Origin of the sequence: Pseudomonas sp. FR229a, assembly GCF_030209115.1 — a bacterium.
Lineage (GTDB): Bacteria > Pseudomonadota > Gammaproteobacteria > Pseudomonadales > Pseudomonadaceae > Aquipseudomonas > Aquipseudomonas moraviensis_A.
This window is the reverse complement of sequence record NZ_JARVSP010000001.1, coordinates 211420-225138: the sequence shown is the minus strand read 5'-3', so window position 1 is coordinate 225138 and position 13719 is coordinate 211420. Positions and strand designations below refer to the sequence as shown.

10 protein-coding genes are annotated in these 13719 nt (G+C 61.6%); 4 read left to right on the top strand and 6 right to left on the bottom strand.

Annotated elements, in window-relative coordinates; translation table 11 throughout:
• Window positions 1–6 precede the first annotated feature (6 nt).
• Both QRN33_RS00930 and QRN33_RS00925 read left to right on the top strand, forming a co-directional pair.
• On the top strand, window positions 7–1644 hold the full coding sequence (locus tag QRN33_RS00930; RefSeq protein WP_285406151.1) for a 5-guanidino-2-oxopentanoate decarboxylase: 1638 nt from the start codon (window positions 7–9) through the stop codon (window positions 1642–1644).
• Window positions 1641–3092, top strand: a complete 1452-nt coding sequence (locus QRN33_RS00925) for an aldehyde dehydrogenase family protein (protein WP_285406148.1) — start codon at window positions 1641–1643, stop codon at window positions 3090–3092. Before QRN33_RS00930 ends, QRN33_RS00925 begins: the two co-directional genes overlap by 4 nt.
• A gap of 209 nt (window positions 3093–3301) precedes the next feature.
• Here the strand turns inward: QRN33_RS00925 and QRN33_RS00920 are convergent, their stop codons facing one another.
• Entirely contained in the window at window positions 3302–4231 is a 930-nt protein-coding gene (locus QRN33_RS00920; RefSeq protein ID WP_042607330.1) for an AraC family transcriptional regulator, read from the bottom strand.
• 396 nt (window positions 4232–4627) lie between these two features.
• Here QRN33_RS00920 and QRN33_RS00915 point away from each other — a divergent pair, with 396 nt between their 5' ends.
• Together QRN33_RS00915 and QRN33_RS00910 are read left to right on the top strand one after the other, a co-directional pair.
• Window positions 4628–4981, top strand: a complete 354-nt coding sequence (locus QRN33_RS00915) for a putative quinol monooxygenase (RefSeq protein ID WP_281923006.1) — start codon at window positions 4628–4630, stop codon at window positions 4979–4981.
• 43 nt (window positions 4982–5024) lie between these two features.
• On the top strand, window positions 5025–5267 hold the full coding sequence (locus QRN33_RS00910; RefSeq protein ID WP_042607328.1) for a hypothetical protein: 243 nt from the start codon (window positions 5025–5027) through the stop codon (window positions 5265–5267).
• Here the strand turns inward: QRN33_RS00910 and QRN33_RS00905 are convergent, their stop codons facing one another.
• The 5 genes from QRN33_RS00905 to QRN33_RS00885 form a co-directional block, all read right to left on the bottom strand.
• Complete coding sequence (locus QRN33_RS00905) at window positions 5268–5897, bottom strand: flavin reductase family protein (protein ID WP_281923008.1); 630 nt, start codon at window positions 5895–5897, stop codon at window positions 5268–5270.
• A 211-nt stretch (window positions 5898–6108) separates the two neighbouring features.
• On the bottom strand, window positions 6109–7428 hold the full coding sequence (locus QRN33_RS00900; RefSeq protein ID WP_024014128.1) for an MFS transporter: 1320 nt from the start codon (window positions 7426–7428) through the stop codon (window positions 6109–6111).
• Between the two features lie 379 nt (window positions 7429–7807).
• The gene (gene mifR, locus QRN33_RS00895; RefSeq protein WP_252875003.1) at window positions 7808–9136 is read right to left on the bottom strand and encodes a two-component system response regulator MifR; all 1329 of its coding nucleotides are present in this window, start codon (window positions 9134–9136) and stop codon (window positions 7808–7810) included.
• The gene (locus QRN33_RS00890; protein ID WP_116658985.1) at window positions 9136–10896 is read right to left on the bottom strand and encodes a sensor histidine kinase; all 1761 of its coding nucleotides are present in this window, start codon (window positions 10894–10896) and stop codon (window positions 9136–9138) included. The genes mifR and QRN33_RS00890 overlap by 1 nt, the downstream gene beginning before the upstream one ends.
• 76 nt (window positions 10897–10972) lie before the next feature.
• The gene (locus QRN33_RS00885; protein ID WP_350310273.1) at window positions 10973–13615 is read right to left on the bottom strand and encodes an RHS repeat-associated core domain-containing protein; all 2643 of its coding nucleotides are present in this window, start codon (window positions 13613–13615) and stop codon (window positions 10973–10975) included.
• Between the last annotated feature and the right edge of the window lie 104 nt (window positions 13616–13719).

Below are 13719 nucleotides of genomic sequence, written 5' to 3'. Positions count from 1 at the left end.
ATCAACATGGCAACGTGCGGCGAAGTACTGGTCAGGCTGTTGGAGAATTACGGGGTCGAGCAGGTGTTCGGCATTCCCGGTGTGCACACCGTTGAGCTATACCGAGGCCTCGCCCGTTCGAGCATCAACCACGTCACGCCTCGCCATGAGCAGGGCGCCGGGTTCATGGCCGACGGCTATGCGCGCACCAGCGGCAAACCCGGTGTGTGTTTCATCATCACCGGCCCGGGCATGACCAATATCACCACCGCCATGGGCCAGGCTTACGCCGATTCGATTCCGATGCTGGTGATCTCCAGCGTCCAGTCGCGCCATCAGTTGGGCGGTGGCCGCGGCAAGTTGCATGAGCTGCCGAACCAGAGCGCACTGGTCGGCGGCGTTGCAGCGTTCTCGCACACGCTGATGTCTGCCGCCGAGTTGCCGGTGGTGCTGGCCCGTGCGTTTGCCTTGTTCCAGGCCGGGCGACCGCGTCCGGTGCACATCGAAATTCCCTTGGACGTGTTGGTGGAGGAGGCCGATGAATTGCTCGCCAGCATGCCGGTGAACATCGACCGTGCCGGCGCCGCACCGGCTGCCGTGAGTCACATGAGCGAACTGCTCGCCAGCGCGCAACGGCCACTGATTCTCGCCGGCGGCGGTGCCATCGACGCCGCCCCGCAGCTGAGAAGAATCGCCGAGTTGCTCGATGCGCCGGTAGCGCTGACCATCAACGCCAAGGGCATGCTGCCAACAGGCCATCAGCTGTTGATCGGTTCGACGCAAAGCCTGGTCGCCACCCGCGCACTGGTTGCCGAGGCCGATGTGGTGCTGGCGATCGGCACCGAGCTGGCCGAGACCGATTACGACGTCACGTTCGCCGGCGGCTTCGAGATTCCCGGCAAGCTGCTGCGCATCGACATCGATGCCGATCAGACCGTGCGCAACTTCCCGCCGCACGTCGCACTGGTCGCTGATTCGCGCAACGCCGCGCAGGCATTGCTCAGCACGCTGACGCAAAAACCGCTGGCCGAGCGCCGCGATGATTGGGGCCACGCTCGGGCTGCGCGCTTGCGCGATGAGCTGGCCGCGAGCTGGGATGCGCCGACGCTGGCGCAAACCCGCTTCCTTGAAACGGTGTTGCATGAATTGCCCGACGCGGTGTTCGTCGGCGATTCCACGCAACCCGTGTACACCGGCAACCTCACTTTCAACCCCGAGCGTCCCCGCCGCTGGTTCAACGCCTCCACCGGTTACGGCACCCTCGGCTATGCGTTGCCTGCGGCGATCGGTGCGTGGCTCGGTGGACAACTCGATAACGGCGCCCGTCCGCCCGTGGTGTGCCTGATCGGCGACGGCGGCTTGCAATTCACCCTGCCGGAACTGGCCAGCGCCGTCGAAGCGCGGGTGCCGGTGATCGTGCTGCTGTGGAATAACCAGGGTTACGAGGAGATCAAAAAGTACATGGTCAACCGCGCCATCGAACCGGTCGGCGTGGACATCTACACCCCGGACTTCGTCGCCGTGGCCAAGGGCCTCGGTTGCACCGCGCAAGCCATCAGCAGCGTCGACGAACTGCGCGCAGCGCTGCGCAAGGCGACGGACCGGCAAGGCCCGACGCTGATTGAAATCGACCAGAACCAATGGATGCAGGCGGTGGCCCCATGAGCAATTTTCCAACCACACTCGATGGCCTCTACATCAACGGCCAATGGTCGTCGGGCCGTGAACACCTGCGGGTGATCAACCCCGCTACGGAGGCGCTGCTCACCACGGTCAATGGCGGTGACGAACAGACCGTCGATCAAGCGATCAGCGCCGCGTGCCAAGCGTTCAAACAATGGTCGCAGACCACCGGCACCGAGCGCGCGGCGATCCTGCGCAACATTGCCAATGGCGTGCGCAAGGGTCGCGAGCATTTGATGAACCTGCAATCGAGCAACAACGGCAAACCGCAGTTCGAAGCGGCGATCGATGTCGATGACGTGATCGCCACGTTCGAGTATTACGCCGAACTCGCCGAAGGCCTCGACGCAAAACAGGACAGCCATGTGCCGCTGCCCAGCGCGGATTTCAGCGCGCGCCTGCGTCGTGAGCCGTGCGGCGTGGTCGGGCTGATCGTGCCGTGGAATTTCCCCATGGTCACCACCGCATGGAAACTCGCACCAGCGCTGGCCGCCGGTTGCTGCGTGGTGCTGAAGCCGTCCGAAGTGACGCCGCTGCCGGAGCTGGAACTGGCGGCGATCATCGCTGGATCCGGTTTGCCCGACGGCGTGTTCAATCTGGTCTGCGGTACTGGTCTGGCGGTGGGTGCGCCGTTGTCGGCGGATCCACGTATTGCCAAAATCTCCTTCACCGGCAGCAACGCAGTTGGCGTGCAGGTGATGCAACGCGCTGCCGAAACCGTGAAGGGAGTCAGCCTGGAGCTCGGTGGCAAATCGTCGTTGCTGGTGCTGGCGGATGCCGATCTTGAGCTGGCGGTGGAACTGGCGTGTGGCGGTGCGTTCTTCAACGCCGGGCAGATGTGTTCGGCCACCAGTCGGGTGCTGGTCGCCGAGCAATTGATGGATGAATTCCTTCAGCGTCTGCAAAAACGCGCGCAGGCGATTCGAGTCGCCGATCCGTTCGACCCGGACGTGGAGATGGGCGCGCTGGTCAATCAGGCGCAATACCAAAGGGTGCTCGGACATATTGATCGTGGCTTGAGTGCGGGGGGGCGTTTGCTCTGTGGCGGCAATCGCCCGGCAGATTTGCCGCGGGGCTATTTTCTGCAACCGACGGTGTTCACCGACGTGCCGCTGGACAGCGCGTTATGGCGAGAGGAGATTTTCGGGCCGGTGGTGTGTGTGCGCAGTTTCGGCAGCGAAACCGAAGCGATTGCCTTGGCCAACGACACCCGGTTCGGCTTGGTGGCGAGTGTGGTGACGCGCGATGCCGCCGCAGCAGATCGCGTGGCCAATGGGTTGCAGGCGGGGCTGGTGTGGATCAATGCACCGCAGGTGATCTTCCCGCAGACGGCGTGGGGCGGATACAAGCAGAGCAGTATTGGCCGCGAACTGGGACCTTGGGGTTTGGCGGCGTTTCAGGAGATCAAGCATGTGATTCGAGCGGTGTAAAAGCCGACCCTCACCCCAGCCCTCCCGAAACGTCGGACCGCCCGGAGGGAGAGGGAGCCGACCGAGGTGTCTTGCGATGTTCGCCGACCTGAAAAATCGAGTCGATTATGGATTCAAAGGTAATCGTTCAAGTCGGTGAACCTCTTCAATATTCCGCAATCTGTCCCCTCTCCCTCTGGGAGAGGGCTAGGGTGAGGGGCTTTTAACGGTCAGACCGACAGCCGCAGCCGCGCGAGATCCCGCAGCGGCGGTGCGCCAAACAGCCGGCTGTACTCGCGGCTGAACTGCGACGGGCTTTCATAGCCCACGCGGTACCCCGCCGCTGACGCTTCCAGTCCTTCGGTCAACATCAGTCGCCGCGCCTCTTGCAGGCGCAGCTGCTTCTGATACTGCAACGGACTCATCGCCGTCATCGCCTTGAAGCGGTGATGCAGCGTCGACACGCTGAGGTTCACTTCCCGCGCCAGATCATCGATGCGCAGCGGCTGCTCGAAATTGCCGTTGAGCCATTTGATCGCCTGGCTGATGCGATGGCTCTGGCTGTTGGCAATCGCAATCTCATACAAGCGATGACCCTGCGGGCTGCGCAGCAGGCGATAGAGAATCTCCCGGCGAATCAGTGGCGCGAGCATGGCGATGTCTTTCGGCGCGTCGAGCAATCGCGCCAGACGCAACACCGCGTCGAGCATGGCGCTGTCGATTTTTTCCACGTACAGACCACGGCCGGTCGGGCGCGTCGGCACGCCCATCGGGCCGGCGTCGGCGATCAGCGCGGTGATTTCCGTCGGGTCGATGTCGAGGCGCACGGCGAGGATCGGTTCTTCGGGGGAGACGTTGACCACCCGCCCGCTGAGCGGCATCGAAACCGACACCACCAGATAATTCAGCGGGTCGTAATTGAAGAATTCGTCAGCCAGTCGGACCTCTTTACGCCCCTGCGCCATGATGCACAGCGCCGGCTGCGCGAGCACCGGGGCGAAGTCATGGGACTTGGTGTGGCGCGACATGACCAGCGAGCCGATGGCGGTCTGGTAGCTGCCATCATCGCTGGTGTTGCGGCGGATGATCGCCGCCAGCTCCGCTCGCTGCTTTTCCATGTCGGCGCTGGGTTCGGCTTGAAAACGATCGAATGACGTCATGCACGGCATCCTCGGCAAGTGAGGGGGAATGCAACAGAGCATATGTTTGTGCAAGCAGCGGCGGTAGACACATTCTGCCAAATGCTTGCCTGATTCTGCCCTGAGGTGCGCACATGTCTCCCGCCATACAACCCTGTAGGAGCTGCCGAAGGCTGCGATCCGTTGATCTTCAAGGCAAAATCAAAAGATCGCAGCCTTCGGCAGCTCCTACACAAAACGCGTATGACCCACGTGTTGCGCAGGTTTACAGGTTGTTACAGGTCGTCTGCACAGTCTCGCAGGATTGTGCAACGCGAAGGCAGGAATCGACTAACGGCGCTGCCGGCCCGGCCCTTAATCTTTGCTTCAGTCGCAGCCCGTCCCCCGGCTGCCACGCGATTTCATGGAGGGTTGATCATGTCCAAGCAGATGCCTGTCAGTCATATGGCCTTCGTTCGTGCCCAGGCCGGGCGCTCGGCGGAACTCGGTGTGCGCCTGAGCGCTTTGATCGAGGTCTCGCGCGCTGCGCCCGGTTGCCTGAGTTTCTCGTTGCAACAATCGCAGTGCGACGCCGACCTGTGGCTGGTCAGCGGCTGCTGGAGCAGCCAGCAGATGATGACTGCTTACTTCAACAGTCCGTCGATGGAAGTCTTCGCCGAGCTGGTCCAGGACCTGGTGGTCAACAGCCTCGACTTCCACACCTTCAGGGACGTTTCCGCCGCGCAGGCCCTCGGTCAATGTTCGGCGCCGATACACAAACTCGCCGGTTGAGGGTTTAATGTCCGGCTTAATTGATTGAGCCAGGATCCGCGACATGGCACGTAAAGAGTTTGAACGCTTCGAAGCAGTCTCCGCAGTCGTCCCCGTCGAGCTGGGCGGCAACAAGGGTTATTACGCGGCCATCGCGGTCAAGGCCCTGATCGATGGCGGCGCACCGCGCTTTCACAAATTGCTGAACGAGCAGGTGTTTCCCGGCGCCATCGCAGCCGATGAAGCGGCGATCAACGAGCTGGATAAACTCCAGGGCGTCACTGATGACGCCGACCTGATCTGGTAGTTATTTCTGCGCCCCCGGGCGCCACATCTTGAACAATGCTTCAGGCCCCAGCTGGAAATAATCCGCCGGCCCGCCGCCGCGCAGAATCGGTTGTGCGGCGGCGGTGTCGTACATGCCATCTTTCAGCAGCCATTTGGCGATGTGCACGGCGACAACTTCACCGAGGATCAGCCAGCTCGGCACGGTTTCACCATCGGCGCGTTGCAACTGGATGATCTGCGTGACCTTGCACTCAAAGGACACCGGGCTTTCAGCGACCCGTGGGACGGAAATCACCTTCGACGCCACGGTCGTCAGCCCCGCCAGTTCAAACTCGTTGACCTCCGGCGCGACCATCGCGCAGCTCTGGTTCATCTGCTCGGCCAACGGGCGGGTGGCGAGGTTCCAGACGAACTCACCGGTCTGCTCGATGTTGTTCAGGCTGTCTTTGCGCCCGATGCTGGAAAAACCAATGATCGGCGGAATGTAGTTGAAGGCGTTGAAGAAACTGTACGGCGCCAGATTGAGCCGGCCTTCGGCATCCTGCGAAGAGATCCAGCCGATGGGGCGCGGGCCGACGATGGCGTTGAACGGATCGTGAGGCAGGCCGTGGCCATTGGCAGGTTCGTAGAAGTGGATGTCATCGGGCATGGGGAGCGGATTCCTGAGCTGCATTCGGATGCAGCCATAGTGCAAGGAGCCACGGCATATTTCCACCCGGATGCAAATCCCCCTGTAGGAGCTGCCGAAGGCTGCGATCTGTTGATCTCGAAAAACAAAATCAAAAGATCGCAGCCTTCGGCAGCTCCTACGGGTTCGGGGCAGGACACGGATTTTGTGTCCTGCCCCCGATGCGGTCCGGTCAGTCAGTCACGATCCGCGAATGCTTCTGGGTGTCTTTCATGGTGATGTACACCAGCAGCGACACGGCAATGCATGCGGTGACGTACCAGTAGTAACCGGTTTCCATGCCGATGCTCTTGAACCACAGCGCGATGTATTCAGCGGTGCCGCCGAAGATCGATACGGTCAGTGCATACGGCAGGCCGACGCCCAGGGCGCGGATTTCAGTGGGGAACAATTCGGCTTTGACCACCGCGTTGATCGAGGTGTAGCCGCTGACGATGATCAGCGCCGCCATGATCAGGAAGAACGCGCCCCACCAGGTCTGGATGGTGTGCAGGGTCATCAGGATCGGCACGGTGAAGATCGTACCGAGCACGCCGAAGGCGATCAGGATCGGGCGCCGGCCGATCTTGTCCGACAGGCCACCGATGATCGGTTGCAGGCACATGAACAGGAACAGCGTGGCGGCGGAAATGGTGGTCGAGTCGGAGATGCTCATGCCGACCGTGTTCACCAGGTATTTCTGCATGTAGGTGGTGTAGGTGTAGAACGCCAGGGTGCCGCCCATGGTCAGGCCGACCACGGTCAACAGCTCTTTCGGGTGGCGCATCAAGGTGCGCATGGCGCTTTCCTTGGACTTCTCTTTTTTGGTGAACGACTCGGTTTCTTCCATGCCGCGACGCAGGTACAGCGCCACGACCGCACACAGCGCGCCGATGGCGAACGGGATGCGCCAGCCCCATGCGTACAGCTGTTCGGTAGTCAGCATGTTTTGCAGCACGATCAGCACGCCGAGGGCGATGAGCTGGCCGGAGATCAGCGTTACGTACTGGAAGCTGGAGAAGAAGCCGCGACGTTCCTTGGTCGCCATCTCGGACAGATACGTCGCCGACGTGCCGTACTCGCCACCGACCGACAGGCCTTGCAGCAGACGGGCGAACACCAGCAGGATCGGCGCGCCGATGCCGATGGTTTCATAGTTCGGGCTCAGGGCAATCAGCAGCGAGCCGAAGCACATCAGGTACACCGAGGCCATCAGCGCTTTCTTGCGTCCGACCTTGTCGGCGTACATGCCCATCAACCAGCCACCGATCGGGCGCATCAGGAAGCCGACGGCGAAGATCGCTGCGGTGTTCATCAGTTGCGCGGTGGTGGAACCGGCGGGGAAGAAGGTCTTGGCGAAGTACAGGGAGAAGGCGGCATACACGTACCAGTCGTACCATTCGACCATGTTGCCGACAGAGCCGCTGAAGATCGATTTGATCCGGCTGGCGGTGGTTCTCGGTTTGGCCGGCACGGCAGCCGACCCGAGGGGCAGGGCGTTGGAGTTATCCATTGAAGGATCCTTCGTTTAATTGTTTTTGTGGAGCGCGTCGGAACGCAGCCTGCGGGGGCTATAGCAGGAGCTGTGCCAAGGGGCGGAGGGCCGGTTTAGAGGGGGTAGAGGGAATGGGTGAGCGGATTTGTGCCGACTGATTGGTTTGTGTGAGCGGATTTCCGCTTATTGCGGCGCAGATCAAAAGCCCCTCACCCTAACCCTCTCCCGGAGGGAGAGGGGACTGACCGAGGTGTTTATTCGAGGTGCATCGAACTGAGTTATCGAGGTGAATGCAGGTTTGAAAAGCATGAAGATCGGCTCCCTTTCCCCCTCGCCCCTCTGGGGGAGAGGGCTGGGGTGAGGGGGATGGATTTCAGCTACACCACAAATCTCTGCCTCACTCGGCCAAAAACATCTCCCGACTCAACCCATGGCGCTGCATCTTTTCATTGAACGTGCGGCGCGGCAGTTGCAGTTCTTCGAGCACGGCTTTCACATCGCCTTTGTGCCGGGTCAGCGCCGCGCGCAGGCATTGCGCTTCGAAGGCTTCCTGCTGCGCCGCCAGCGATTGCCCCGGATCGATTCCGGCGACCGGTTCATCCAGCCCCAACACCTGACGCTCGGCGACGTTGGCCAGTTCGCGGACGTTGCCCGGCCAGTCGTGGCTGAGCAGGTGACTCAGCTGGGCGCCGGTCAATGGTGGGAAGGTCCTGCCCAGACGCTGGGCGGCGTTCTGGGCAAAGGTTTCGAACAGCAACGGAATGTCTTCGCGGCGATCGCGCAGCGGCGGCAAGCGCAGTTCGGCGACGTTCAACCGGTAAGCCAGGTCTTCACGAAAACGTCCGGCGCGGGCCTCATCAAGCAGGTCCGGTTTGGTCGCCGCAACGATGCGCAAATCGACGCGAATGCTCTGATTTGAGCCCAGCCGTTCAAGCTTTTGCTCCTGCAAGACCCGCAGCAATTTCACCTGTTGGGCCAGCGGCATGCTTTCGATCTCGTCGAGAAACAGCGTGCCGCCATCGGCGTACTCCAGTTTGCCGATGCGCTTGCCCGAGGCACCGGTGAACGCGCCGCTCTCATGGCCGAACAGTTCGGCCTCGAACAGTTGTTCCGGGATCGCCGCGCAGTTCAGCGCCACGAACGGTTTGTCGGCGCGCGGGCCGAAATCATGCAGGCAGCGCGCGACCAGTTCCTTGCCGCTGCCGGTTTCGCCACGGATCAGTACGTTGACCGGCAGCGCCGCCAGATCCAGCACCTGCCGACGCAACGTCTGCAAACCCCGGGACACGCCCAGCAACGTCGCATCCAGCTTCGCGCGGTTGTCGGCCAGCTCGTGCAGGGCGCGGTTTTCCAGGACCAGGCGGCGTTTGTCCAGCGCCCGGCGCAGACTGCCGAGCAGGGTTTCCGGGCTGAACGGTTTTTCCAGGAAGTCGTAGGCACCGTCGCGCATGGCTTCAACTGCCATCGGCACGTCGCCGTGGCCGGTGAGCAGAATCACCGGCAGATCCGCGTCGCGCTTCTGCACCTCGGCGAGCAATTGCAAACCGTCCATGCCGGGCATGCGCACATCGCTGAGGATCACCCCGGGAAAATGCTCCGGCAGCGCGGCGAGGCATTCTTCGGCGCGGCTGAACAGCTGCACTTCGAAGCCCGACAGGCTCAGCCATTGTTCGACGGCGTCGCGAATGCTGCTTTCGTCGTCGACCACCATCACCGAATTGAGCATCAGATGTGCGCCTCCAGATCGATTGGCAAGGTAAGACTGAACACCGCGCCGTTGTCGGCATTCTCGGCGCTCAGACGGCCGCCGGATTCATGCACGATGGCGAAGGATACTGCCAGCCCCAGGCCCAGGCCGTCACCCACCGGTTTGGTGGTGAAGAACGGATCGAACACCTGGCCCAGATGCTCCTCGGCAATGCCGCCACCATTGTCGCTGACGCTCAGCCGCCACAATTGCTCGTCGGCCTCCAGACGGATTTGCAGACGCTTGCAGGCTTTGCCTTGCATGGCGTCCAGCGCATTGCGCAACAGGTTGATCAGCACCTGTTCGAGACGAATCGCATCACCGCGCACCCATGCCGGGCGTGTCAGATGCAGCACCAGGCTGACCTGCTCGTCGCGCAGCCGCGCATCGAGCAATTGCAGCGATTGATCGACCACGGTCGCCAGATCCAGACGTTCACGCAAACCGCTCGGACTTTTGCGGGCGAAAGTCTTGAGGTGGCCGGTGAGGGCAGCCATGCGCGTAAGCATGTCGTCCACCGGTTTCAGCGCCTTGTACGCGTCATCCACGCGGCCATGTTCGAGCAGCAGGCGCAGGGTCGCCAGTTGCATGCGCTGAGCGGTCAGCGGTTGATTGATTTCATGGGCCAGCGCGGCGGACATCTGCCCCAGCGCGGCGAGCTTGGCCGACTGCACCAGACCTTCCTGAGCAGTGCGCAAGTCGCGGGTGCGCTCCTCGACCAGACGCTCGAGTTCTTCGCGATTGCGCTGGCGGACCTTGGCCAGCCGCCAGCGCTGGTTGAGAAACAGCAACAGAAACACCAGCGCCAGCCACACCCCAGCGGCGGCCAGCGCGGCGTTGCGCAAATCCTCGAAGGCCACTTGCGGGCGGCGCAGCAGGTGCAGGGTCCAGCCTTCGGTCGTCAGCGGCAGCGATTCCCACAGATAATCCGCCGTGCCCTGCGGGCCTTCGACCCGGCGCAGATCGCTGTTGTCATCGAAGCGCCGTAGCGGCAAATGGGTCAAAGGGACCAGCGATTGCTTGTCGTACTGGCGGGTGGTTTTGATCTCGGCCAGATCGCTGGCGCTCAACGGCCGCAAGGCGCGATAACGCCAGCCCGGCTGGTTGGCGATGAAGATGATCCCGCGCGCATCACTGACCAGCAGCGTGTCGCTGCCCTGGCTCCATTCGCGCTCCAGCTCGGGAAATTCCAGCTTGACCACCATCGCGCCGAGGAACTCGCCGTTGTCCCCGAGCACTGCGCTGGAGAGGAAATAACCGGGAATGCCGCTGGTCACACCCACCGCGTAGAAACGCCCGGTGCCTTGGGTGCGGGTCTGGCTGAAGTAGGGGCGGAAGCCGTAATTGTGACCGACGTAACTGCTCGGCAAGCGCCAGTTACTGGCGGCCACGGCCAGGCCGGTGCGGTCGAGCAGTTCAAGGGTCGAGGACTGCGCCGCGCCGTTGATCTTTTCCAGCTTCAGATTCAGTGCGGTCTGCTGCGCCGCATCGACAGGGCCGGCCAGTGCCGAACGCAATTGCGGATCCAGCGCCAGCACGGCGGGCAGCGCGCGGTAGCGGTCGATCAGGGTGTGCAATGAGTTGGCGTAGAGCCCCAGTTGCTGGTTGGCGCGGGTGGCGTCTTCTTCCTGTGCCTGACGCTCGGCGTGGCGCATGGCGAGCGTCGCGGCGACGACAGTGCCGGCGATGATCAGCAGGGAATACAACGACAGACGCAGGGTACGGGAAGTCGGCAGCATGCTGGGCGCAGGAATAAGGACGGGCAGGCACCTTACCATGAGCACTGTTCAGGCCAGGAGCGGCGTCGTCACCTTTTCATACGGCAGTAAAAGTCGACGAATTGGAATGAAGCACGGTCCTCAGGTTTCGCAGCCTTCTTATTCGCTGTCCTGTATCGCGTTCAATGCGTTCAATGCGCTTGGAGGGGTCCGTACGACTTAGGGTCTTGACCGTTTCGATTAAATGTTTCGAGCGATACTGCAGCATATTGATCGTGTCGGTAATGTCGGCATCCAGTGCAGTCACCTCATCCTCGGTAAGATCATTTGCGCTGGTTACTATTTCATTCAAGAGATCGAGGGTGTCCGGAATCACCTTGATGGCCGGCCCGACGTAGGGGATCTTGCCAGCGGCTGCCAAGGCCAGTTCCTTGCCAGCCGCGATGCCGCCTTGTTGGATCTCTTGCCGTCCTTCGAGTGTGAGCGGGTTGTAACTGGCGATAGCTTTAAAGTTGATCACGGGCCCTTGTTCGCCCTGTGTTTGCTTTAACAGCCTGGGTCCTTTCAATCGATCCGTTTGCAAGCTGATGGAGGTGTTCAAACCGGTTTTTTTGCCGATCGCTTTCGTCGTTCTACTCACGGTTTTTCCGACGACGAAACCAAGAGCTCCGCCAATCAGCATTCCCAGAGGGCCGCCAGGGATTCCCATTGCTACCCCGGCTGCGCCCATGCCTATGCCAACCGCGTTGGACGCGCCCTTTTCCGCAAGAAAAAAACCTGTTCGTTTCGCGGTTGATACCCTGCTGTTGGTCTCGGAACGATGATTGAGTATCTGTGTGGTGACATCCCTGACAGCCAGATCGACCGCTGAAAGCAGCTCGTTATGGAAGGCCAGTTTCTTCTGCATACGCTCTGTGGGAGTGTTTCCGGTAATAAACGCCAGAGCGCCTGTGCTTGACGGCTGGGCTTCTTCTGTTTTGTTGCCTGTCGTGTCGAAGTAAGTCATCGGATTGTTGCGCACGAACCCATACAGGTTCAGCCCATCCACATCCCCCGCCGGATCCGCACTGACCCAGCGCTGCAACCATGGCGCGTAATAACGGGCGCCGTAGTAATACAAACCGCTGACATCCATCTCCTTGCCCGAATAGCGGATGAATTTGTAGGGGGCCTCGATCTCTGAAGGCGCGGTCATCCATGCCGTGGCGCCGAACGGGTAGTAACCTTCGGCGCTGATCAGTTGTGCCTGCTGACCGAGTTCCATGACGCAGGAGCCAAGGTGATCTTCCAGGCTGTAGCGCAGTTGATCGGTGGCGATGCCTTCGGGTTTTTTCGCTACCCAATGCAGGCAACGCGCGTTGCCGAGGGTGATGACGTGCAGTTCTTCGCCATTGTCGCGCGTGCGGATTTCCAGCCCCGGCAAGTAGCGCACCTGATGAAAGTGTGCGGTGTTGGCCGCCAAGGTTTCCTGGCGCTTGAACACGCGCATGCCCTGGCTGTAGCGGTAATGTTCGGCATCATCGGGGCCGTCCGGGCGCTGGATCAGGGTCACGCTTTGCAGCTCGTCGCGGGCATTCCAGGTCAGCGGTTTGCAGGGGTTCATCGCGTTCAGGTTGCCGTGGCGATCAAACAGAACGTCGAACTCCGGTTCCGGCTCTTCTGTTTCCCAGCGTACGCCGCGATTACTGTTCGGATCGATGCGCATTTGCCGGGTGTAATGGTTGCCCGCCCGTACATGGCACAGTTCGATCAGGTTGCCACCGTGATCGTATTGATAGGTCTGGGTGTAGTTGCGGCGATCGTTAGGGTCACCCGGTTGCGGCAGACCGGGGATGTCCGGCGGCGGGCCCGCATCGTGGCCGGTGGCGCTGATCAGCCGATAAAGCGAGTCATAGATGAAATCACGGTGGCCGTCGACCCGTTGGTTGGCGAAATATCGCGGGGCAAAAGCGTGGTCTTCGATGCGGGTGATGTTGCCGACGCGGTCGTAGAAGTACTCGAGGTCTTGCAGGACCCCACGCTCTTCGTGGTGGCTGGACTGGGTGTGCAAACGATTATCCGCCGGGTCATACGTCCACGTGCTGTGCACCCGATTCCCGGCCAGTTGTTCGATGATCTGGTCGTTGGCGTTGTACTGCGCGTCGATCAACACCGGTTGCCAGTCAGACGTGCCGCTGATCAGCAGTTGCGCGTCCTTGAGTTGCCCGGCCAGGCCGTAACGTAAGCGTCGCCGGTGGCCGCCGGCGTCGGTCTGCTCCAGCAGTGCGCCGAGGGGGCTGAACGCTTGGTGGCTGGTAAATGGCTCACCGTCGTGGAACGTGCGGGTTTCCCTCAGAGACGGGCCGGTCAGGGAAAAACTGTCGGTAAGCAGTGAGCCGGCACGATCCTTTTGTTCCAGCAACTGGCCGCGCTGGTTGAGCCCCGCCTCGGCCGAGGCGTCGGCGTAGATGAAAACATCCACGTTGGGCCGGCCATTTTCCCCGACGGCGACCACCCGCAGTTGCGCATCGAAGAGCGTCTGCCAATGGCTGCCGCGCTGATCCCAGCGGCGCAAAGGCTCACCGGCCAGCCCGGGCAGGGTCAGGCGCCAGCCGGCGTCGACGCTGTCGGTTTTCAAGGGCTCGCCGTTCAGTGAATAGACGAGGGCAAGGTTGGGACGGGGGCTTGAAACAAAAAGACGCGCATCCCATTTTTCAACCACCGCGCCTGTCGCGTTGTAATACTGGCGAGCGACAAGCATTTGCACAGCAGGGTCACCGGGTTTGCGCAAACAGGCAATCTGTCTGACAGCCAGGCCTCTGCCATCCCAAGCGACTATGTCTGGTGTGCGAGTCAAGGCGCGAG

Coding starts and splice junctions, on each gene's coding strand:
- QRN33_RS00930 (WP_285406151.1), top strand. CDS start 7: ATGGCAACGTGCGGCGAAGTACTGGTCAGGCTGTTGGAGAATTACGGG.
- QRN33_RS00925 (WP_285406148.1), top strand. CDS start 1,641: ATGAGCAATTTTCCAACCACACTCGATGGCCTCTACATCAACGGCCAA.
- QRN33_RS00920 (WP_042607330.1), bottom strand. CDS start 4,231: ATGACGTCATTCGATCGTTTTCAAGCCGAACCCAGCGCCGACATGGAA.
- QRN33_RS00915 (WP_281923006.1), top strand. CDS start 4,628: ATGTCCAAGCAGATGCCTGTCAGTCATATGGCCTTCGTTCGTGCCCAG.
- QRN33_RS00910 (WP_042607328.1), top strand. CDS start 5,025: ATGGCACGTAAAGAGTTTGAACGCTTCGAAGCAGTCTCCGCAGTCGTC.
- QRN33_RS00905 (WP_281923008.1), bottom strand. CDS start 5,897: ATGCCCGATGACATCCACTTCTACGAACCTGCCAATGGCCACGGCCTG.
- QRN33_RS00900 (WP_024014128.1), bottom strand. CDS start 7,428: ATGGATAACTCCAACGCCCTGCCCCTCGGGTCGGCTGCCGTGCCGGCC.
- mifR (WP_252875003.1), bottom strand. CDS start 9,136: ATGCTCAATTCGGTGATGGTGGTCGACGACGAAAGCAGCATTCGCGAC.
- QRN33_RS00890 (WP_116658985.1), bottom strand. CDS start 10,896: ATGCTGCCGACTTCCCGTACCCTGCGTCTGTCGTTGTATTCCCTGCTG.
- QRN33_RS00885 (WP_350310273.1), bottom strand. CDS start 13,615: ATGCTTGTCGCTCGCCAGTATTACAACGCGACAGGCGCGGTGGTTGAA.